Below are 20,469 nucleotides of genomic sequence, written 5' to 3' on the forward strand. Positions count from 1 at the left end.
TGGTGATAGCGGTGGGGAAACACCCGGTCCCGTTTCGAACCCGGTCGTTAAGCCCACCAGCGCCGATGGTACTGCCTCCATGGTGCGGGGTGGGAGAGTAGGACACCGCCGCACACAATCCCCAACAGTGGGGGGCGGCTGAGCAGCGGTCCCGTCCCGAGAGGTTTTCCTTCCCCGGGGCCGGACCCCCTCAGCCGCCCCCACTTTCATGCGCAGCCCCAACAAGTATCAGAGCGGCGAGTTGCCGCTCCTTTTTGTCTCTATGGTCATTACTTTCCGTATTTATCTTTCACTTTAGGTGAGCCTTTCAGGGTACAGGGCCGAGGCTGTTTCCATATGCCGTAGAGTGAAGATGATCTGAGAATCTCATGCGCTGCTTGGTGTGAGTGGCGCATTTTTCATGTATACGGACGGAAAATGACTGACGACAGCCGGCCGGAGGACCGTAACGGTTCCGGCTCCCGCGACCACCGAGGCCCACGATCGGGAGGACGAGGAGCCCAGGGCGGAAACCGCTCCGGCTCCGGCTCCCGCGATGGCGCGCGCGGTAACTATCGCGAAGGTTCCGGCCGGAGAGGCCGCAAAGACGATTCCCGCTCCCAGGGGCAAGGTCGACGCTCCGACGCTGAGGGCGGTCGCTCCGGTCGACGAGAAGGAGCAGGACAGGGCGACAAGCGTTTCACCTCCGACCGCCGTGGTGATTCCCGCGGCCGTCGAGACGACAGTGAAGGCCGCGAACGCAAGGGGAAGGCGCAAGGCCGCGATGAACGCCCCTTCCGTAGCGGTGGCCGTGGTAGCGAGACACGTTCAGGCAAGTTCGGTTCCTCGCGCGATTCGCAAGGTAAGCAAGGCAGCCGCCAGCAGAGCACCCAGCGGCAGGGCAGCCAAGAGCAGTCTCAGCAGCACAAGAAGACCGATCGCGACCAAGCGCCAGAACTACCACAGGGCGCTGAATACTATCGCCTGGACCGCCCTATCCGCGAAGAGCTATTGACGATGCCCAAGACTCTCGCGCAGGTTGTAGGCGGCCATCTGGTCGCTGTGGGGTGGCTCCTCGACGAAGACCCCGAACGTGCCTACCAGCATGCCGTCTACGCACGCCGTAAAGCCTCACGTGTGGGAGCCGTACGGGAAGCCTCGGGCGTCGCGGCCTACCATCTGGGCAAGTGGCAAGAAGCGCTCTCGGATCTGCGCGCCGCCCGTCGGATGAGTGGTCGCAACACTTACCTTCCCCTTATGGCTGACTGCGAGCGTGGTCTTGGTCGGCCGGAGCGTGCGCTGGAGTTGGCCCACAGCCCTGATGCTGCCGACCTCCCGACCGCCGAGCAGATCGAACTGCGCATCGTGGCTTCGGGGGCTCGCCGCGATCTAGGCGAGTACGAGGCGGCCCTCGTCGAGTTGCAGGGGCCAGAGCTCAAGGAGCGGCGAGCTAAGCCGTGGGTGGCGCGGCTGTTTTACGCCTACGCCGACGCGCTGCTCCTGCTTGGTCGAGAGGATGAGGCCCGCGACTATTTCGCTCACGCTTCGGCGGTAGACCAAGAAGGGGTCACCGACGCCGACGAGCGCGTGGCCGAGCTGGAAGGTCTGGAGATCGTTGACGTAGATGACGATGTCGTCTGGACCGACGCCGAGGACACCGAGGCAGGCGAAGAGGAGAGCGGCGGCCCTGCCGCCGGTGCTTCGCCTAAAGACACCTCCACGACGGACTAGACGGACTAACCTGTAGCGCTGCAAGACGCGACAGGTTCGTTGTTCGAGCCACGACACGCTCGCCTTGGTCAGTTTCGCCTGTCCCATCGCCGGTCATCGACCCCTGGCCCTGAGGCGATAATCTGCCGCCGCCTCCCCCTCACCCCCGTTTTCAGGAGTGACCTTGATGCCCGCGTCCTCTCCGGAGTCCCGGCTCAACGGCGCGACTGTGCGCCTAGGGGGGCTTCCCGCGAGGCATGACTCCGTTGTCGTGTTGCTGTTCCGGGACGAGCAGCCCGTTCTCGTCCGCCACCGCGACCGCGCATGGGAGTTTCCGGGTGGTCACGTCGAGCCGGGCGAGAGCATCGTCGACACCGCGCGCCGCGAAGCCCGGGAGGAGGCGGGGGCTGAATTGGCAGAGGAGGTCCACGTCGACGGCTATTACGTGCTCTCCAACGGCCATACAACCGTCATCACTCACGCTCAGGTTCGCTCGCTGGCACCGTTGACGGGTGAATTCGAGACCGTCGAGGTGCGCGCCTTCAACGTGCTTCCCACGGCGCTTTCCTGGGATGACGACATCTATGCCCATATACTCGCCCGCCTTGGCCTACCGGGAACGCCCTGACGGGAAACCGGTCGGCTTCCAAGGGCGCACACCGTTAGACGGCACTGTTCGGCGCGCGCCCGAGCGTCGATCCATCGGTACTTCCCCCGGCCCTCCCCTCCCGCTGTTCGTCGGGCGCGGTTATCCCTCGGCCGCGGCTGCGCGCTGTTCCTCCTTCACACGCTCCAACCAGTGTGTAATGCCGGAAACGTTGGTCTCCACGCCGCTGAGGTGGTCGAGGACCTGCTGGGACTCCTTGGGTGCGTCTTCGGGCATGGGTTGGTAGCGCGTCATCACCTGTTCACGCACCATCGCGATGGCGTGGTCGAGATCGTCGCTGGTGCCGTGCGCCTCACGGACGGTTTCCACCCACGCATGCAGCTCCGCGACGCTTCGCTCTAACGTGGCTTCCACCTCGTCGACCGCCCCGAAATGGGAGAACATCAGCCGTTGCGGCCCTATATCGGTGAACAGCCGCAGCGACTCCAAAGCGGTCGCCAAGTCGAAGTCCGGGGGAGGGGTTGCCGGTCGGATGTCGGCGGTGTAGGGGTTGTAAACGCCTGCGGCGTCTCCGACGTAGAGATCCCCTGTGTCCGAGTCGACGAGACTGACGTGGTGCTTGGCGTGACCAGGGGAGTAGTGGGCAGTGAGCCGGCGTCCGGCCCCCAGGTTGATCTCGTCGTCGGTGGTGATGGCGCGAATCCGAGTGGCCTCCGTGGGGCGCATCTCGCCGAAGAGCGTGTCGAGGTGGTCGCCCCACACCATCCGCGCGCTGCGCATCAGGCGGGAAGGGTCAGCGAGGTGGCGCGCGCCGCGTTCGTGCACCACGAGTTCGGCGTTGGGAAACATCGAAGCGATGTCACCGATCCCACCTGCATGGTCAAGGTGAATGTGCGTGACGACAACGGTGGCGAGGTCGCTCCCCCCGATGCCGAGGGTGGCAAGGGCGTCACGCAGCACCGGAGCCGAACCGGCGGTTCCGGTCTCGATCACGCAAGGGCGTTCGGTCCGAATCAGATAGCTCGACGTGATGGTCTCGTACCCGGCCATTTTGGTGTCGATGGCGAAAATCTCGTCGCCAAGGGGCCTGATGGTGTCGGGCAGCTTGGTCACGTCCACTGCGTCGTCCACGTTCCCGTCTCCTTACGCCAGCCGCAGCCGGCTGGGTTCGATGCGCTTCCTCTAGTCCCACATTCACCGGCACAGGGTGAAACGTGTGCTAAGGGGTACTGATGCCTGACGTGCGCCCAAGTATGCAGCCGCCACTCGTTTTCACGACTGTGAGCTGCACAAATGCGAGTTATCCACAGGCTTGAGATCGCTCTTTCGGCGAGTGTGGCGCCAGGGAGATCCTGGAGGTGAGCCCAGCACGCGGGGAAGCACCACCGGGCGCGTCCCCGCCCACATACGGGAGGAGCAGCATGCATCAGTCGCCAACCAGTCCTACACCCCTCCGCCACCCCCACGCTTCTGCTCGCCGGTCGGAGGAATCCGCCACCCCCACCACGCTTGCCGGTCGAAGGGGGCGCACCCCACGCTCCCAATCCTGTCGAGGACACCGTAACGAGGTGCTCTTGGCCGGTCGCGTGACCGCCGAGCCTGCGGTGCGCGAACTGCCCAGTGGTGATCATCTAGTGATCTGGCGAATCTCGGTGACCCGACCGATCGCCGAGCAGCGTCCCAAACAACCGGCCGACACCATCACCTGTGTCAGCTTCGATCCCTCGATGCAGCAGGCCGCCCGCGATTGGCGTATCGGCGATGTCATCGAGGTCACGGGAGCGCTACGGCGCCGATTCTGGCGCTCCTCGCACGGTTCCTCCAGTGTCTTCGAGGTCGAGGCCAAGACCGCCACCCGGATCAATCTCGCCGCGGAAGCCGAAACGGCCTCCGACGCTCCTACAGCCGCACAGTCCGAGGCGTCAGGGGGTCACCAGCCAAGCTGAGCCACTGCTGCCTGAGCGGTCACCGTATCGACGTTCTCGGGGCCGCTCCAGGCGGCAGCGCACAGCGCCCGCAACCCGTCCAGTCGCGGGCCGTCCCCGCTGAGTTCCAGGTGGCCCCCACGTGTGGTCGCGACCCAGCCACCGCAGCGCGCGCCCTCCCCAGAAACCTCGACGGCGGGATGGCGCGCGGTCAATCCACTCAAATCGAACGCCAGATAGGAAGGACGGTGCTGTGGTTCAGCCGCGACCAGTTCCGCGGGGGTCGTCACGCCCGACAGGACTAGCATGCTCGCGACACCGCGTGTGGTGGCGCTCTCGATATCGGTATCGAGACGGTCGCCTACGACCAGCGGGCGCTCTGCTGCGGTACGCAGCACACCTTCTTCGTGTAGTGGCCGCTGTGGTTTGCCGGCCACGATCGGCTCAACACCGGTCGCGTGGGCGATCACTCGGGCGAACGACCCGTTGCCGGGAAGCACGCCGCGTCCCAACGGCGCCGTCGCGTCGCCGTTGGTGGCCACGAACAGGGCCCCTTCCTCCACCGCCAGTGCGCCTTCAACAATCAGGTCATAGCCCATGCGGGGTGAATGCCCCTGCACCACGGCCACGGGTTTCTCAGCAGCCACCGAGACCGGCCGCAGCCCGTGGACGCGCAGCGCTTGACGCAGTCCCGTGTCTCCCACCGCCAACACGTTCGCTCCGGTCGCGAAGCGTTCGGCCACTAGGCGTGCCGCGGCCTGCGCCGAAGTCACGACATCCTGGACGCTCGCCGTCACCCCCATGCGCATCAGGTTCTCCGCGACCGCCGCCGGAGTACGTGAGGCGTTGTTGGTGACAAACGCCACCCGCATCCCGGCGATGCGCGCTTTGTCGATCGCCTCGGGCGCGGCAGGCACCGGGGCCGTGCCCACATAGACGACGCCGTCGAGGTCGAGGAGGGCCGCATCGTACATCGTGTCCAGCGGTTGCTCGGAGGAGCGCAGTGGCATCGGCATCATCGTCATCGGGGCGCGTGGCTGCCTCTCTGTGGTGTCGGTTCCGGCGTCGGTGCCGCAGCGAATATCAAGATCGGTCCAACGGCCAACCGAGCCGGTACCTGCCGTGTTTCCGGTGGTTGTGGTGTCACTGCTCACTCCGTCGTCTCATCGATGGTGCGCATCACCAAGCCGGTCCGTGGCTTGGGGCCGAAGGAGGTTGATTTCCGGGGGGTCAGTTCGCCGCGACCGGCCAGCGTGTAGATGTCTGCCACCCGCATCGGCGGCACGATCACCGCGCAATCACGATCCTGCCGGGCAGCGGCCAACGCCGCAGCAGGATCGTCGTGCACAAAACGTGGTGGCGCTTCAGTAGCGCCCCACAACGGAAGGAGGAGATGCTCCAGGACGGCAGTGGGCAGCTCGCGCCACAGCGGTGAGTGGCCTGGCATGGCTTGGGCGATGCCGGAAGCGGAGAAACCGTGTAGCAGATAAAAGCGGTGCGATCCGGCGAGTAGCAGCGCCGGCCCGGTCGCCGCGGCGGCGTGCAGCGTCTCCACCGCCGCGCTGAGCCGGCCACTGGCCAGTTCTGCGACCTCGGCTACCGTACGGGCCGCATCAGCGGCGCTCGCCGGTGTCAGGTTAGAGATCACGCGGTGGATCGTTCCCAGCGTGGGCGGGTACGCCTCGGAGTCGACCAGCAGCGCCAGCCCATACCCCCACGGGCCTGCGCCAGCACCGCCACGAAGACGCTGGTAGGCCGCGTAGCGGTGGTGTCCATCGGCGAGCAGCGCGCTGCGTCCGGCCAGGTCAGTGTTGATCGCGGCTACAGTTGCGGCGTCGTCGACGGCCCACAGTCGGTGAGTCCTCCCGTCGTCGGTCACAGTGTCGACCAGGGGTGTGCCATCCGAGGAGGCAATGGTCTCGGCGACACGCGAGGCTGCGCCGCGCTCGGCGCCGTGGCCCCCTTGGTACAGCAGCAGAATCGGCTCCAGGTTGGCTCGGGTGGCCCGCATCAGCCGGGTGCGGTCGACCACCGGCCCCTCCATAACCTCCTCGTGGGGACGCACGGTCGTGCTGCCGGGCTCGGGCAACCGTAAGGCGCCCACCAGCCCCCGCTGCTGCGTACCGTCGCTGAGACGTTGCTCGTAGACGTACAGCGCCGGGACAGAGTCGCGTACCAGTACACCGGCGGCGATCCACGCCTGTAGCGTGCGCGCTGCGTTGCCGTAGCGGTCCGGGCCTGAGAGGCCGGGCGGGTATCCCGCCCACCCCTGACCCGCTGGCGGCACGGTGAGCCACACGGCGTTATGGGAAGCGGCGCGCATCAGGCGAGTGAGGCCGGCCGCGTCGATCACGCCGTAGGGCGGTGCCAAGGCCAGTGCCAGGTTGAGTAAGGGAGAGTCGAGGAGGGCGCGCGCGTCTCGAGTGGCGTAGCGCAGGCCACGAAACGGTGCCAGCTCCAGCACCTCGCCTGAGTTGTCAGCGCCCACGCTCGCACGATACCGCTGCCTGGGCCACGAGACGCTGAGATGGTCGGCTTCCGGCGGCGTTCACAGCAGCTTACGCAGCCGCATCATGTCGCTGAAGCTGGCATCGAGCCGCACCCGTCTAGACATCAGCGCCCGGCCAAAGTCCAACTGGTCTGCGGCGAGGGCGACCAGGTCGTCACTGGAGGCGGTGATGCGCACCTGGGCGCGTTCGCCGGCTGCCGCTTCGGTCGAGTCGGTGACGTTGGTCAGGCCGTTCATCGTCAGGCGCATGCTGAACACGTGGTTGAGGTCGCGCACGGTCACGCTGACCGTGCGCTCCACAAGGTGTTTGCGCCGGCTCGCCTCGTCGACCTCCATGATGCGATCGGAGACTTTGTCGATCGCCGCGCGGCATTGCTCAACGGTGGCCATAGCCACCATCATGCCCTAGCCGCGTGTCCTCCCGACCACGCCGATGAGATCCAGCCGCGTCGCGTGCGTGAAACTTTGCCCGACACCGCGGCGCGACGTCGCCGACGTATGCCACTGCCCTGAAGGACCCCATATCCGACGATCCGGCAGCGGCGCCGGCCACCGTCCCGGTCCCACCAGCCCCACCGCACGGCCCCAAGCTGCCGTGCGGTGGGGCTGGTGGGACTGCCGGGGAGGCGGTCAAACCCACCCCTGTGAACTGTGGACTTCTGCGACATCGGCGCCCCGATCGGGGTAGCGTTTCGCAGGAGAGCCTTCCCCGCAGCAATTCCAGATCACGAGGAGCGCAGTGCAATGGTCGTCGACGCGGTACGCACCTATCTCGATGCCGCCAGTGGCCTCACCGAGCTGACTCGCAGACGTGCCGTCGCGGCGGCGAAGGCCCTTCTGAAGGAAGGCGAGGAACGGTCGGGGAGCACAGCGGCCCGTGCCGGCGAAGCTGCCGGCACCACCTCCGACGCTGTTGAGAGCACCGGGCGCCAGTCCCGCGTGGGCCACAGCATCCAGTCGCTGGCCACCGAACTCATCGAAACCAACGAGGCCAACCGCGCCGCACTGACACACCTGGTCGAAAGCGAGGTCGACCGTGTGCTCTCCCGCCTCGACCTCGTTCGCCGCGAGGACTACGACCGGTTGGCGCGTCGCGTCACTGAGCTGGAGCGCAGACTTGCCGCCCAGCCCGCCACCCGTCGCCATGCCGCCGTCGCTACGGGCACGGTCCCTACCGGTACGCCCGCCGTGTCCGAGCCTGAGCCCGCCGCCCCCACCGTTGGCGCTGCCGCAGTCGCCCCGCCTCCGCAGGCCCCAGCCGAGCCTGAGCCCGCTCCCAAGAAACCCGCCGCAACGGGCCCTGAGGCCGGGCGCGACTCATCCGTTTCCGAGGACACAGGGGAAGAGTCCACCGCCTCCACCCCCGTGGCTGAGCCACCCGCTCCCGCAGCGCCTAGCGGGGAGACCGCCACCGCCGACCCACCTCACTCGACGGAGCAGCGGGAACAAGCCGCACCGGTCGAGGCTGAGAGCGCCGCCGCCGAACCGCAGTCGGAGACGTCCTCGGCCACGGCGCCGAAGTCCACCACGACCGCCGCCGCAAACAAGAACACGGCCTCGCGCTCAGGCAAACCCAAATCCAACGCCACCCGCTCCCGCTCCGGAAGCAAGGGCGGCAAGCGCAGTACCTCCTCCGGAGGCGGCAAAAGCAGCGGAACCGGGGCCAAGAAACCCAACTGACGCAGGGCCTGCGGGCCCCATCGCCCGCCGCGCTTCCCGCCACCGCGTTCGGAGAGCCGGCCGGGCCCCACGCATCACGACGCACGATGGATAGACGGAGGATTTCGTGACCGGCCACGATGAGCCTCACCCCCTCACCGACCAAAAAACCGAGGCGCGTCCCGCGTCCACCCCGTCAGACGAAGCCGGCTTAGCCGAGCGCACCATCGCTGACGTGCGCGAGCGCCTCGCCTCGCTCGACCATCGGCCCGTCTCTGAACATGTCGCGGTCTTTGACGACATTCATCGCGAACTGTCGGATGTGCTCGACCGGCTCGACCGGGAACGCTCTGTTGCCCAGCAGGAGCACCACGAGCAACAGCCCCACCAGGGTTCTGAGGGCCAGAGATGAAGACGCCGCCCGGCCCCCTCCTGGCGCGGGTGACGAAAAGCGATCCCACGCGCCGGCGGCAGGGCCGCAATGGCCGTCGTCGGTCAACGACGCCACCAACGCCCCGAGGGCCGGCCCACGAACGTGGTTCAGGCCAGGAGGTTGAGGGGCGCAGTCAGGCGCTCGGTCGGCAGCAGTCCCGGCTGAGCGCCTCACATGGCCGTCACAGCAGCGCGGCGGCCAGCATCGCCCATAGTCGCTGGCGCACTCCGAGGCTCAGTCGGTGCCGCTGAGCCTTACCGCGGCAGGGGAGAGCGCCCGCGCCGACGGCGTGGCCCCGGTCGCTGCTTGTTCGGTGTTCGTGCCCCATGGCGTTGTGTCCCCGTCCCGGAGCGGCCCTGTGTCGCGCGATAATGGAGGGGTTCTGCCCGTACGTGACTCCGGCGCGTATCTCGTGCATTTTTCGCCGACCCTCGCCGCTGGAAACCACAAACACCGATAGGCACCGTCGAAACATGGCAAAACGCAGTCGGCTGGACGCCGAACTCGTCCGGCGCGGTCACGCTCGGTCCCGCGGGCACGCCGCCGAGCTGATTGACGCCGGCCATGTCCGTGTCGGCGGTGTGCTGGCGGCCAAGGCCGCGACCCAGGTCGGTGTCGACCAGCCGATCGTGGTCGTCGCCCCCGCCAGTGAGCCCGACTACGTCTCCCGCGGCGCCCATAAGCTCGTCGGGGCGCTCGACGCCTTCGCGATCGACGTCGCCCACCGGCACTGTCTAGACGCTGGTGCTTCCACAGGCGGGTTTACCGATGTGCTGCTGCGGCGCGGGGCTGCCCACGTCGTGGCGGTGGACGTGGGCTATGGCCAACTCGCCTGGTCGCTGCGGACCGATGACCGCGTTACGGTCCGGGAACGGTGCAATGTGCGGGAGTTGACGCCCGAGCAGGTGGGTGAGCCCGCCCCCGATCTCGTCGTGGGGGACCTCTCCTTCATCTCGCTCACGCTCGTGCTGCCGGCCCTGGCCGCTTGCGTGCATCGGCGGGCCGACTTCGTCATGATGGTCAAGCCCCAATTCGAGGTCGGCAAGGAGCGGGTCGGCGCCGGCGGTGTTGTGCGTGACCCGGAATTGCGTGCCGAGGCGGTGCGCTCTGTCGCCTCCCACGCCGCCTCACGGGGGTTGGGCGTCGAGGGTGTGACGGCGAGCCCGCTGCCGGGGCCTTCTGGCAACGTCGAGTACTTCCTGTGGCTGCGTTCGGGAGCTGCCCCCTTAGACGAGGATGCCTTGCGACGCGCCGTTGCGGCGGGGCCGACGTGATTTCGTCGCGCTCGGGCTTCAGGGCGTGCTCTGGCGGGAGGGGACGGGAATCCGCTGGTTCCGTGCGCACGCTATCCATGATGTCGGTGGTGTCGCTGCCGTGGCTGTGGGGCCGCTGGCCACACCACCTCAGTGCCGGGGTTGCGCCAAGGCGTGGCCCTCGACGGTGTCTCTGCTCGCCGTTCGGGTTGCATAAGGTGAGGGGACCGTGGCAGCGGTCTAGTAGGTGCGCGTTCATCTGTTCAGGATCACCGGGACAGGGCGCGGTGCCAGGAGGCCGTGTGGGGTACCGTAACTCGGCCGGTATCGATCCGAAGCGGCCCCCGCGTGGTGGCCGCGACGGCAGTGAGGAGGAAGTTCCGCAATGACCACCGCGGGCGCTTTCGGGCGCGCCGTGACCACGAATCCCCCGGCGGTCTCGCGTAGCGTGCTGCTCGTGGTTCACACCGGGCGGCCCGCGGCGATTCGGAGCGCGAAGCTCGTTCACGACTGTCTCACCGGCGCTGGGCTCACGGTGCGCATGCTCGCCGCTGAAGCCGAAGACCTCAAACACGCCGGAGCCGAACTCGACCCGGTCGATGTCGTCCCTTCCGGTGTCGAAGCGGCCCGCGGCGTCGAACTCGTCATGGTGCTCGGCGGGGACGGTACGCTACTGCGTGCCGCCGAGATCGCCCGCCCCGCCGGCGCCCCGCTGCTGGGAGTCAACCTCGGCCATGTCGGGTTCCTCGCCGAAGCCGAGCGGGAGGATCTCACCGCCACCGTCAACAGTGTCGTCGTGCGCGACTACGAGGTCGAAGAGCGTATGACACTGGAGGTCGCCGTCTACGACGGCGGTCGCGACGCCGACCGGCCTCCTGTTCGCACTTGGGCGGTTAACGAGGCCACGCTGGAGAAGACCGCTGCCCGGCGGATGCTGGAGATCGTGCTGGAAATCGACGGCCGTCCTCTCTCACGGTGGGGCTGCGACGGTGTGGTATGTGCCACTCCTACCGGTTCGACCGCGCACGCTTTCTCCGCCGGAGGGCCGGTCGTGTGGCCCGACGTCGAGGCGCTGATCGTCGTCCCGATCAGCGCACACGCGCTCTTCGCACGCCCAATCGCAGTCTCTCCTGAGACCACCATCGCTTTGGAGGTCGTGCCCAACACACCAGAGGGCGTGCTGTGGTGCGATGGACGCCGTATGGTCGAATTGCCGGCCGGTGCACGAATCGAGGTCTCGCGCGGCGAAATGCCGGTACGACTGGCCCGCTTGCAGCGGGCTCCGTTCACCGACCGGTTGGTCGCCAAGTTCGGCTTGTCCGTGGCAGGGTGGCGCGGGCGCGCCGAACTCGCCGATCCGGACGGCCGCTGAAGCCGTGCTGTTACGAACACGCCAAGCGACGCCACGGAAGCCATAGGCGAGATCAGGAGAGAGGCCGGTGCTCGAAGAAGTTCGGATTCAGGGCCTCGGTGTCATCGATGACGCCGTGCTGGAGCTGTCGCCGGGATTGACCGTCGTCACGGGCGAGACCGGTGCCGGTAAGACAATGGTGGTCACCGGGTTGGGGCTACTGTTCGGCGGCAGGTCCGACCCCCAGCGCGTGCGCCCGGGGGCCAGCCGCGCCATGGTCGAGGGGAGGTTGACCGTCGCCCCCGACAGCCGAGCCGCTAAGCGTGTCACCGACGCCGGTGGGGAACTCGACGAGGACGTGCTGATCCTCAACCGCACCGTCTCAGCAGAGGGGCGTTCCCGCGCCACCCTCGGCGGCCGTTCCGCGCCGGTCAGTACTCTTGCCTACCTCGCCGATGATCTGGTCGCCGTCCACGGCCAGTCCGACCAGCACCGGCTGCTGCGCGCTGACCGGCAGCGTGCCGCCCTCGACCGTTACGCTGGTGAGGAACTGTCCAAGGTCGCCGGCGCCTACAGTGCCGCCTACCGGCGATACCAGGAAGTCAGTGAACTCCTGGAGGAGCTGACGACCCGCGCGCGCGAACGCTCCCAAGAAGCCGAGCTACTGCGCTTGGGTTTGGAGGAGATCGCCGAGGTCGCCCCCGTGGCCGGTGAGGACGCCGAGCTTCTGGAGGAGGAGAACCGGCTTAGCCACGCCGACGCGCTGCGCGTAGCGGCCACCAGCGCCCACGAGGCGCTCACAGGTGATCCCGCCGCCAGCGAAGCCACCGCCGACGTGGTGGGGCTGCTCGCCTCCGCCCGCCAGGCCCTCACCGCCGTGCGCGAGCACGATGCCCAACTCGCCGCCGTGGCCGACCGTCTTGACGAGGCCAGCTACGTCATCACCGACGCCGCCACCGAGATCGCCTCCTACGCCGAGTCCGTTGAGGCCGATCCGGCGCGGCTGGCCGCTGTGCAGCAACGCCGCTCCCAGCTCACCCAGCTCTGCCGCAAGTACGGTGAGACCGCCGCCGACGTGTTGGCATGGTCCGAGAACGCCACCAAGCGCCTCACCGAACTCGAAGGCGACGACGAACGGATCGAACAGCTCCAGGAGGAGCAGGCGCAACTGCACGCGCAGATGACCGAGAGCGCTGACCAGCTCACCCAGATCCGCACCGAGACGGCGCAACGTTTCGGGACCGCGGTCACTGAAGAGCTGACGGCGCTGGCGATGCCCCACGCTCGGGTCAGCGTCAACGTCACCACCGGCGAACAGTTCGGGCAGCACGGCCGCGACGACATCGAGATCCTGCTCGCCCCCCACCCCAGTGCGCCGCCGCTACCGCTGAACAAGGGCGCCTCCGGTGGTGAGCTGTCCCGCGTCATGCTCGCCATCGAAGTGGTCTTCGCCGGCGCCGACCCGGTTCCCACGTTCGTCTTCGACGAGGTCGACGCTGGGGTAGGCGGTAAGGCTGCCGTCGAGATCGGCCGTCGCCTCTCCCGGCTGGCCCGCAACGCCCAGGTGCTCGTGGTGACTCACCTGCCCCAGGTCGCCGCCTTCGCTGACGCCCACCTCGTCGTCGAGAAGTCCAGCGAGGGTATGGTGACCGCCAGCGGGGTGAACCTGCTGGACCGCAGTGGCCGGGTCCGCGAACTCTCTCGCATGCTCGCCGGACTCGAAGATTCCGAACTCGGTCGCGCCCACGCCGAGGAGCTGCTCACCCTGGCCGCTGCCGACCGCGCCTGACACCCATCCCCCCTGGCTCTCTCGGGCCCCTTAGCGCTCCCATGCCTCCTGTGGCGGGGGAGGTCTGGCACGGGGAGGTGGGAGAACGGCCGTAGTGGGGATGCGGGGGTGAGCGTCGTAGGGGAGGAGCGGGGGAGAGGTAAAGCCACCCCGCAGCGACGGTCAGAGTTGGGTGGGGCCGTCGCCGTTGGTGCCGTTGGTTCGGGCGAGAGCCGGCTGAGAGGGCGGCGAGGGCGGTGGTGGGGCGGTCCGGCTGCTGCCGGGAGTGGCCATGCCTGTGTGGCGCTATGCCCTCCTGGCTCAAGGCCGGCATCCTCTTCCCGGGCGAATTAAACATCTGTTTCTCGCGTGGTGCTGCCGTGGCACTCCTCTTCTTTTAATGCCGCGTTGCGGTGTGAATATCTGCCTTCACGGTTCTCGGGCCGTGCTGGGGAGTTCGGTGCGGAGGCGTGCCGTGTGCTTCCGTTCTCATACCGTCGCCCCGCGCCTCACTTTCGCTCCACCCGCGACCGGCCGGTGGGGAACCCGGTCGCCTTGATGGAGTCGTTTCCGCTGTGTTCATCTGCTGTGGTGTCCCAGTGTGCGACAGCGGGGGCATTTTTTGATCCCATACGTGAGCCGTCTTGTCGCGGCTTCTGGGCCCCACATCCTCGCCTGACAGCCCGCCGGTGGGCGCGGCATCCCAGCGTCGCCGACTGCCGTATGTCCGGATACCCACGTGCGAGACCCAGGTGCAGAGGAAAGTTGTGTTACCTGAAGTTATTCGGGTAGGGAAAAATATTAGCCGTTTTTTTAGTTAGTTTGGAAAAGTCCGATCTATTGGCATGAGGAACACGCCGTATTTTCCGGATAAGCGGGAATCTTACCGCGACTCTGGCAGTATGCGACTGATGAAGGTTTCGACGGCGCTGGCCGCCAAGTTTCCGATACTCCGTCGAACCAAGGACGACGGAGCTATTGACGTTACGGCACCGGCACGCTTGGACCGTCGCACCAAGGACCTCACCAAACGTCTGAACCCCGGCGACATCGCGATTATCGACCACACCGACCTCGACCGCGTCAGCGCCGACGCCCTCCTCAGCTCCGGGGTCCACGCCGTCCTCAACGTCGCCCACAGCATCAGTGGCCGTTACCCCAACCTTGGCCCGCAGCTCCTCGTCGACGCAGGCGTGCCCCTCGTCGACGCCGTCGACCCCGAAGTCTTCGATCGGGTGCAGGAAGGGGAAGAGGTGCGGCTCGCGCAGGGAGTGCTCTACCGCGGTGAGGATATCGTCGCCAAAGGCCGACCACAGGATTCGGAGTCCATGGCCGCTGCCATGGCCGAAGCGCGCGCTGGGCTGTCGGTCCAGCTCGAAGCGTTCGCCACCAACACCATGGAGTACCTCAAACGCGAACGCGAACTACTCATCGACGGTGTCGGCGTGCCCGAGGTCACCACCAGTATCGACGGGCGACACGTCCTCATCGTGGTCCGCGGCTACCACTACCGCGAGGACCTTGCCACACTGCGGTCCTACATCCGTGAATACCATCCGGTCATGATCGGGGTCGACGGCGGCGCCGATGCGCTGCTGGAGGCCGGATACCGGCCCGACATGATCGTCGGCGACTTCGACTCCGTCTCGGACCGCTCCCTGACCTGCGGCGCCGAACTCGTGGTACACGCCTACCGCGACGGTAGCGCCCCTGGCCTACGGCGTCTCAACGAGCTGGGCCACACGGCGATCGTGTTCCCGGCTACGGGCACCAGCGAGGACGTCGCCATGATGCTCGCCGACGACGCCGGTGCCGAACTCATCGTTGCCGTCGGTACCCACGCGACCTTGGAGGAGTTCCTCGACAAGGGGCGCGCCGGCATGGCCAGCACGTTCCTCACCCGGCTGCGCGTGGGCGGCAAGCTCGTCGACGCCAAAGGCGTGAGTCACCTCTACCGCAGCCGTATCTCGCCGTTGACCGTTCTGGCCCTGGTGGCGGCCTGCCTGCTCACGATCGTGGTTGCCGCCTACAGTTCCCCCGCCGGACAGCTCTACGTCGACTTCATCGCCGCGCGGTGGGACACGTTCCTCTACTGGCTTACCGGACTGTTCTCGTGATCGACTTCCGCTACCACCTGGTATCCATCATCGCGGTCTTCCTCGCGTTGACGGTCGGGATCGTCCTGGGCAGCACCATGTTGCAGGACCCAGTGCTCAATACGCTGCAAGCTGAGGCCGACCGGCTGCGCGATCAGGCGGAGCGGCTGCGTGAGGAAAAGGACACCGCCGAACAGCTCAACGCCAGCGCCAACCACGTCATCAGCAGCCGCGCCGACGACATGCTCCACGACCGTCTCGCCGACACCCGTGTCGTCATCGTGGAGGCCCCCGGTGGTGCCCCCGAGTTGCGCAACGCCTTGGCGACCCGGCTTGAGCAGGCTGGCGCCACGGTCGTGGGACGGCTGACACTCACCGGTGGCTACGTCGACCCGCAGCGCGCCGACTCCGTCGAGGAACTCTTGGATGAGACCGTCGACGCCGGTGACCTACCCGACGGCACCACCGCTAAGCGGGCCGGCGCCGCTTTGGCTCGCGCCCTCGTCGCTGCCGAGGATGAGCGCGACGGCGGTGCGGACACTGCCGCCGCCCGCGAATCCGAAGCGCTACTGGAGGAGTTCGCCGAGGCGGGGCTACTCACGGTTCGCGGCGAGCCGGTCCGCGCCGCCGACGCCGTCCTCGTGCTGGCACCGGCCGAGCCCTTCGCCGCCGCCACCGCCCCCTCGCCCGACGCCGTCTCCTCGCCGGAGAACACGACGCTCCTGGAGCTGGCGCGCGCCTTGGGCGCGGCAAGCGAGGGGATGACGCTGGCGGGTAGCCCCAGCTCGTTGGAGACCGGCGGCCTCGTCACCCAAGCACGCACCGAAGGGGCGCGCTTCACCACCGTCGACAGCGCCGGCGGCGCAGCCGGCAACGTGGTGACAGTGCTCGCCTTGGCCGCCAGCCTCGCGGGGCACAACGGCCACTACGGCATCGGCGGCGGGGCTGACGGTTTCCTGCCCGACCCGCTGCCGGGACCCATAGCCTCACCGTCGGCCACCTCCTCGCCCAGTGCCGCCCCCGGGGGGAACGGATGAGCGCCGCGCTCGCACCGCTCATCGGTGCCCGTTGCCGCGCGTGGAGGGGGCGGGTGTTGTCTCGGTTCTCCTGCGGCGCGGCGAGGCGTACGGTGCGCCGGCACGGTGCCATCGCTACGGCTGCTGCGGTTCCGGCCTGGCGTGCTCGACCGGTGCGCCAGGGAGCATCGGGCAGCGCCGTGGCTGCCGTGGTCGCCCGACTCACCTACACGGCGTTGACGCGGTCGGGCCCGCAGCAGGCGGTGGGGGAGACTGTTGTGGTTCCTGGGGAGCCGGCCGAAAAGTGGCTCCGGTACAACTTCCGTGGCAGGCAGGTCACCCTGCTGGCGGGGCCGGCCGTGGCCACGGGGTTGTGTGTCGCCGTCGCCACGGCCCCTGGCCTGCCCCATCGGCTGCGTGCCGCAGCCGTTACCGCCGCCATCGGCGCCGGAGCTTTCGGGGCCTACGACGACGTCTCGGGATCGGCTGGTGCGCGCGGCTTTACCGGCCATCTCCGCGCGCTCAGACAAGGGGAGGTCACCACGGGGGCGGTCAAGAGCGCGGGGATCGGCGTCACAGGGCTCGCGGCGGCTGCCTTGCTGCGGCATCGAGCCACTGGGGTCGATATCGTCCTCGACGGGCTGCTCATCGCGGGCTCGGCCAATGTGCTCAACCTGTTCGACCTGCGCCCCGGCCGTGCAGCCAAGGTCGTCCTGCTGGCCGGGCCACCGGCCCTGGCCGATGCTGAGGCGGCGGCTGTGGCCGGTCCCCTCCTAGGCAGCGCGGTGGCGTTGCTCCCTGAGGAGTTCGGGGAGCGTGCCATGCTGGGAGACGCCGGGGCTAACGCATTGGGAGCCGTACTCGGGGTGACCGCCGCGGCTCGGCTGTCACGGCGCGCGCGTATGGGAGCGGTGGCCACGATCGCCGTGCTCACCGCCGCCAGCGAGCGCGTTAGCCTCTCGCGCCTTATTCGCGCCACGCCGCCACTGCGGCGGTTGGACGAGTTGGGCCGTCGGCCAGAGTGAGCCGTCACGGTGGGGGACGCCGGGGCGCGCTTCGCCGCCCGCGCCTCGCTCGCCCCGCCTGCCTTCGAGCTGTGGAGCAGTTAAGCCGTGAGCTGGGATCGAATCCGGCGCTGGAGCGCGGGAGTGGCCGGTGCGGCGTTCCTCATCGCCGCGGTCACCACGCTGGCCCGCCTCGCTGGATTCGGCCGTACGGTCGCCTTCTCCCAAACGGTCGGTGACACCTGCCTGGGCACCGCCTACGTCACCGCCAACCAACTGCCCACGGTGATATTCGAGATCGTGATCGGTGGTGCCCTCAGCGGCATGGTGGTGCCGGTGCTCGCCGGTGCCGTCAGCCGCGCCGCGCCGGGAGCGGAGCCAGTGGAGTCCGGTCAGGGCAGCGAGGTGGCCGAGTGCACCCGCCGTGCTGCCCACGACCACGTGCGCCACACCGCTTCGGCGTTGGTCACGTGGGTGGTGATCGTGGCGGTGCCGTTGAGTGTGGCGCTGGCGGCCACAGCCGCGCCGGCTATGACCCTGATGCTTGGCGCCGCCGGCGGCTGCGACACCGCGGCCGTGCTCGACCAGGCGGTGCGCTTCGTGTGGATGTTCGCCCCCCAGATCCTGTGCTACGGGCTGGCCGCTGTGCTCTACGGAATCTTGCAGGCCCACCGCCGGTTCCTCGCCCCCGCGCTGGCCCCTCTCGTCTCCAGCGTCGTCGTCATCGCCAGCTACGTCGCCTTCGTGCCCCTGGGGGCGGAGCAGCGCAACGACGTGGCGCGGCTGCCCCTGCCCGCTGAGCTCGTCCTTGGCCTAGGGACCACGGCCGGGGTCCTCGCGCTGGTGATCACCGCTGCGGTGCCCGCGGCACGGCTTGGGCTGGGGCTCCGTCCCCGCCTCACGTTCCCGCCCGGAGTGGGAGCGCGGGTGCGCGCACTGGCCGTGGCCGCTCTGCTGCCGCTGGCGAGTATGCAGTTCAGCATGCTCGTGGCGTTGGCTTTGGCCAACCGCGGCGGGGGGCTGGGGGCCGGCGTGCTCTACAGCTATGCCTGGAGTTTGTTCACGGTTCCCTACGGCGTCGTTGCCATACCGATCGCGACCAGTGCTTTCACGGCGCTGTCGGTGCGCCACAGCGAGCGTGACCCGCGCGGCTACCGTGCCGTGTTGGCGATGAGCGCCCGAGCATGCCTGCTCGCCACCGCTGCCTTGGCCACCGCCTTAGCGGCTGCGGCCATGCCGATCGCTGACGTGTTCGCCCGCACCAACCCCCTCCCGTTGCAGCGCGCCTTGCTCACTTATGCCCCCGGCGTGGTCGCCTTCGGCTTGGTCGCGCTCCTCAGCCGTGCCCTGTACGCCTCCCATCACGGTCGCGCCGCGGCGCTGTCGCAGGTAAGCGGCTGGCTGGTCGTGATGGCAGCCGAGGTGGCCCTGGTGGCGGCAGTGCCCGCCGACTGGGCGGTGGCGGCGCTGGGAGCCGGCACCACCATCGGGCTCGCCGTGGGGATGGCCTTGCTGTTCGCCGCGGTCGTGAGCGCTCACGGGCGCGGCGCCTTCACCGGTGTGGGGCGTGCGGCCCTGGCGGCGGCGTTGGGTAGCGCCCTGGGCTATGGCGTGGGCGCGTCGGTGGCCACGGCGGTACCCACCGACGGCCTATGGTCGAATGCCGGTGCCGCTGCGCTGGGCGCTGTGCCGGCCTTGCTCGTGTTCGGCGCAGTCGCGCTGGTGATCGACGGTCGGGCCCTCCGTGCGGTACTCAGTCGGAAGCCAGCGGCCAGTTCTCCGGAGACGCCCGACTCGTGAAGCAGAAGCGGAGGGACCCACGTGCAGCCGTTGCGCATCGCTATGGTCGTCGCTACCAGCACCGGGGGAGTGGGGGGCCACGTGCGCTCGCTGTGCCGGGGGCTGGTCATACGGGGCCATCACGTGGTCGTGGCCGGTCCCGCCAGTACCGCTGACCGTTTCGGGTTCACCGCGGCGGGCGCGCGCTTCGTCGTGGTCGACATCGGTGCCGGTCCGCGCCCCACCGGCGACGCCGCGGCCGTGGTGCGGCTGCGGCGCCTGCTGCGCGGCGCCGACGTGGTGCACGCCCACGGAGTGCGGGCCGGCGCTCTGTGTGCTCTGGCGGGGCTGGCTCCGCTGATTGTGACGCTGCACAACGCTCCGCCGCAGTGCGACGGTCCGCTGGCGGCGCTGTTTCCCGCACTGGAGCGCGTGGTGGCCTGGCGGGCCGACACCGTGCTCGGTGTCTCGGGCGACCTCGTCGAGCGTATGCGTCGCCGTGGCGCTCGCCGGTTGGGGCGGGCTGTGATCGCTGCCCCGCCGCAAGGGGAACCCAGTCGTCCCGTCGCACGTGTGCGCGCTGAGTTGGGCGCCTCCCAACGTCGCCCGGTGCTGCTGGTCATCGCCCGCCTGGCCCCTCAGAAGGGGCTCGACATTTTGCTGGAGGCCGCCCAGGCCCTCACCGGCCGCACTCCCGTGCCGCTGGTGGCTGTCGCCGGGGACGGTCCGCTGCGTCCCGAGCTTGCGGCGGCCGTGGCTCGACGGGGGTTGCCCGTGCGGCTGCTGGGGCATCGTCGCGATATCGCCGACTTGCTCGCAGCGGCCGACGTTTTCGTGCTGCCAAGCTGGTGGGAGGGCCCCTCACTGGTCATCATGGAGGCGCTACGGGCGGGACTTCCGGTCGTGGCCACGCGGGTGGGCGCACTCGCCGAACTGTACGCCGGCGTTGCCCGACTCGTGCCGTCCGGTGACGCCGCCGCTCTGGCCGACGCTATTCGTCGGGTGCTCGACGAGCCCGGGCTGGCCGATCGCATGCGCCAGGGCTCGCTGCGGCGGGCAGCCACGCTGCCCGGTGAAGACGACGCGGTCGAAGCGGCGCTGGCGCACTACCGTCGACTCGCCCACAGTGCCGCGGCTCGGTCGTCATAGCGGCGCCGGGCCGGGCCCTCTCGTTGGGAGAGCGCTGCCATAAGGGTGGTGTGAGTGTTGCCACCAAGGTTAGGCTAAAAAAGCTTGCCGCACGGGGGCGCACCAGCGCTGTCGGGATGGCATGATGAAGGCGACCGGAGTAAGGGAATACATTCCCTGAAATGGGTCATTCGCAACAGCGAGGGGAGTATCCCTCCGCGGCGGTGTCGTCATCACGGATCGCACGGTAGC

18 protein-coding genes and 1 rRNA gene are annotated in these 20,469 nt (G+C 68.4%); 13 read left to right on the plus strand and 6 right to left on the minus strand.

Annotated elements, in window-relative coordinates:
• The 3 genes from rrf to ABD848_RS02245 form a co-directional block, all read left to right on the plus strand.
• Positions 1-114: ribosomal RNA gene (gene rrf / locus ABD848_RS02235) — 5S ribosomal RNA — on the plus strand; the annotation flags it as partial.
• An 882-nt stretch (positions 115-996) separates the two neighbouring features.
• A complete protein-coding gene (locus ABD848_RS02240) occupies positions 997-1,710 on the plus strand; it encodes a tetratricopeptide repeat protein (RefSeq protein ID WP_344966743.1) in 714 nt (237 codons plus the stop codon).
• A 166-nt stretch (positions 1,711-1,876) separates the two neighbouring features.
• Positions 1,877-2,317, plus strand: a complete 441-nt coding sequence (locus tag ABD848_RS02245; RefSeq protein WP_344966745.1) for an NUDIX domain-containing protein — start codon at positions 1,877-1,879, stop codon at positions 2,315-2,317.
• 120 nt (positions 2,318-2,437) lie between these two features.
• Here ABD848_RS02245 and ABD848_RS02250 read toward each other — a convergent pair whose 3' ends face one another.
• The gene (locus ABD848_RS02250) at positions 2,438-3,427 is read right to left on the minus strand and encodes an MBL fold metallo-hydrolase (protein ID WP_344966747.1); all 990 of its coding nucleotides are present in this window, start codon (positions 3,425-3,427) and stop codon (positions 2,438-2,440) included.
• Positions 3,428-3,882: 455 nt separating this feature from the next.
• Between ABD848_RS02250 and ABD848_RS02255 the strand changes: the two genes are divergently transcribed.
• A complete protein-coding gene (locus tag ABD848_RS02255; protein ID WP_425567386.1) occupies positions 3,883-4,242 on the plus strand; it encodes a single-stranded DNA-binding protein in 360 nt (119 codons plus the stop codon).
• Here ABD848_RS02255 and ABD848_RS02260 read toward each other — a convergent pair.
• The 3 genes from ABD848_RS02260 to ABD848_RS02270 form a co-directional block, all read right to left on the minus strand.
• The gene (locus ABD848_RS02260; protein ID WP_344967292.1) at positions 4,227-5,231 is read right to left on the minus strand and encodes an HAD-IIA family hydrolase; all 1,005 of its coding nucleotides are present in this window, start codon (positions 5,229-5,231) and stop codon (positions 4,227-4,229) included. The two genes, ABD848_RS02255 and ABD848_RS02260, sit on opposite strands and share 16 nt — an antisense overlap.
• 140 nt (positions 5,232-5,371) lie before the next feature.
• Positions 5,372-6,709 (minus strand): DUF1015 domain-containing protein, encoded by a 1,338-nt coding sequence (locus ABD848_RS02265; RefSeq protein WP_344966751.1) that lies wholly within the window; start codon positions 6,707-6,709, stop codon positions 5,372-5,374.
• 60 nt (positions 6,710-6,769) lie between these two features.
• Positions 6,770-7,120 (minus strand): SCP2 sterol-binding domain-containing protein, encoded by a 351-nt coding sequence (locus tag ABD848_RS02270; RefSeq protein WP_344966753.1) that lies wholly within the window; start codon positions 7,118-7,120, stop codon positions 6,770-6,772.
• A gap of 354 nt (positions 7,121-7,474) precedes the next feature.
• Between ABD848_RS02270 and ABD848_RS02275 the strand changes: the two genes are divergently transcribed.
• A complete protein-coding gene (locus tag ABD848_RS02275) occupies positions 7,475-8,410 on the plus strand; it encodes a hypothetical protein (RefSeq protein ID WP_344966755.1) in 936 nt (311 codons plus the stop codon).
• Between the two features lie 190 nt (positions 8,411-8,600).
• Here ABD848_RS02275 and ABD848_RS24965 read toward each other — a convergent pair whose 3' ends face one another.
• Entirely contained in the window at positions 8,601-8,888 is a 288-nt protein-coding gene (locus tag ABD848_RS24965; RefSeq protein ID WP_425567387.1) for a hypothetical protein, read from the minus strand.
• Positions 8,889-9,003: 115 nt separating this feature from the next.
• The gene (locus tag ABD848_RS02285; protein ID WP_344966757.1) at positions 9,004-9,150 is read right to left on the minus strand and encodes a hypothetical protein; all 147 of its coding nucleotides are present in this window, start codon (positions 9,148-9,150) and stop codon (positions 9,004-9,006) included.
• Positions 9,151-9,295: 145 nt separating this feature from the next.
• Here ABD848_RS02285 and ABD848_RS02290 point away from each other — a divergent pair, with 145 nt between their 5' ends.
• The 8 genes from ABD848_RS02290 (at position 9,296) to ABD848_RS02325 (ending at position 20,238) form a co-directional block, all read left to right on the plus strand.
• Entirely contained in the window at positions 9,296-10,096 is an 801-nt protein-coding gene (locus tag ABD848_RS02290; RefSeq protein ID WP_344966759.1) for a TlyA family RNA methyltransferase, read from the plus strand.
• Between the two features lie 364 nt (positions 10,097-10,460).
• Positions 10,461-11,447 carry an NAD kinase gene (locus ABD848_RS02295; protein ID WP_344966761.1) on the plus strand — a complete coding sequence of 329 codons (987 nt, stop codon included), beginning with the start codon at positions 10,461-10,463 and terminating at the stop codon, positions 11,445-11,447.
• A gap of 67 nt (positions 11,448-11,514) precedes the next feature.
• Positions 11,515-13,215 carry a DNA repair protein RecN gene (recN, locus tag ABD848_RS02300; RefSeq protein ID WP_344966763.1) on the plus strand — a complete coding sequence of 567 codons (1,701 nt, stop codon included), beginning with the start codon at positions 11,515-11,517 and terminating at the stop codon, positions 13,213-13,215.
• Between the two features lie 890 nt (positions 13,216-14,105).
• Positions 14,106-15,311, plus strand: a complete 1,206-nt coding sequence (gene steA / locus ABD848_RS02305) for a putative cytokinetic ring protein SteA (protein WP_344966765.1) — start codon at positions 14,106-14,108, stop codon at positions 15,309-15,311.
• Positions 15,269-16,327 carry a copper transporter gene (locus ABD848_RS02310; protein ID WP_344966767.1) on the plus strand — a complete coding sequence of 353 codons (1,059 nt, stop codon included), beginning with the start codon at positions 15,269-15,271 and terminating at the stop codon, positions 16,325-16,327. Before steA ends, ABD848_RS02310 begins: the two co-directional genes overlap by 43 nt.
• 179 nt (positions 16,328-16,506) lie before the next feature.
• Complete coding sequence (locus tag ABD848_RS02315) at positions 16,507-17,331, plus strand: hypothetical protein (RefSeq protein WP_344966769.1); 825 nt, start codon at positions 16,507-16,509, stop codon at positions 17,329-17,331.
• Between the two features lie 87 nt (positions 17,332-17,418).
• A complete protein-coding gene (gene murJ, locus ABD848_RS02320) occupies positions 17,419-19,110 on the plus strand; it encodes a murein biosynthesis integral membrane protein MurJ (RefSeq protein WP_344966771.1) in 1,692 nt (563 codons plus the stop codon).
• A 30-nt stretch (positions 19,111-19,140) separates the two neighbouring features.
• Positions 19,141-20,238, plus strand: a complete 1,098-nt coding sequence (locus ABD848_RS02325) for a glycosyltransferase family 4 protein (RefSeq protein ID WP_344967296.1) — start codon at positions 19,141-19,143, stop codon at positions 20,236-20,238.
• Positions 20,239-20,469 lie beyond the last annotated feature (231 nt).

This window comes from Salinactinospora qingdaonensis (genome assembly GCF_039539445.1).
In the GTDB taxonomy this organism is placed as follows: Bacteria; Actinomycetota; Actinomycetes; order Streptosporangiales; family Streptosporangiaceae; genus Salinactinospora; species Salinactinospora qingdaonensis.

Excerpts from the sequence above, each read along its gene's own strand:
- ABD848_RS02285 (WP_344966757.1), bottom strand. The coding sequence starts at position 9,150 with ATGGGGCACGAACACCGAACAAGCAGCGACCGGGGCCACGCCGTCGGC.
- ABD848_RS02245 (WP_344966745.1), top strand. The coding sequence starts at position 1,877 with ATGCCCGCGTCCTCTCCGGAGTCCCGGCTCAACGGCGCGACTGTGCGC.
- steA (WP_344966765.1), top strand. The coding sequence starts at position 14,106 with ATGAAGGTTTCGACGGCGCTGGCCGCCAAGTTTCCGATACTCCGTCGA.
- ABD848_RS02275 (WP_344966755.1), top strand. The coding sequence starts at position 7,475 with ATGGTCGTCGACGCGGTACGCACCTATCTCGATGCCGCCAGTGGCCTC.
- ABD848_RS02290 (WP_344966759.1), top strand. The coding sequence starts at position 9,296 with ATGGCAAAACGCAGTCGGCTGGACGCCGAACTCGTCCGGCGCGGTCAC.
- ABD848_RS02240 (WP_344966743.1), top strand. The coding sequence starts at position 997 with ATGCCCAAGACTCTCGCGCAGGTTGTAGGCGGCCATCTGGTCGCTGTG.
- ABD848_RS02260 (WP_344967292.1), bottom strand. The coding sequence starts at position 5,231 with ATGCCACTGCGCTCCTCCGAGCAACCGCTGGACACGATGTACGATGCG.
- ABD848_RS02295 (WP_344966761.1), top strand. The coding sequence starts at position 10,461 with ATGACCACCGCGGGCGCTTTCGGGCGCGCCGTGACCACGAATCCCCCG.
- ABD848_RS02270 (WP_344966753.1), bottom strand. The coding sequence starts at position 7,120 with ATGGCCACCGTTGAGCAATGCCGCGCGGCGATCGACAAAGTCTCCGAT.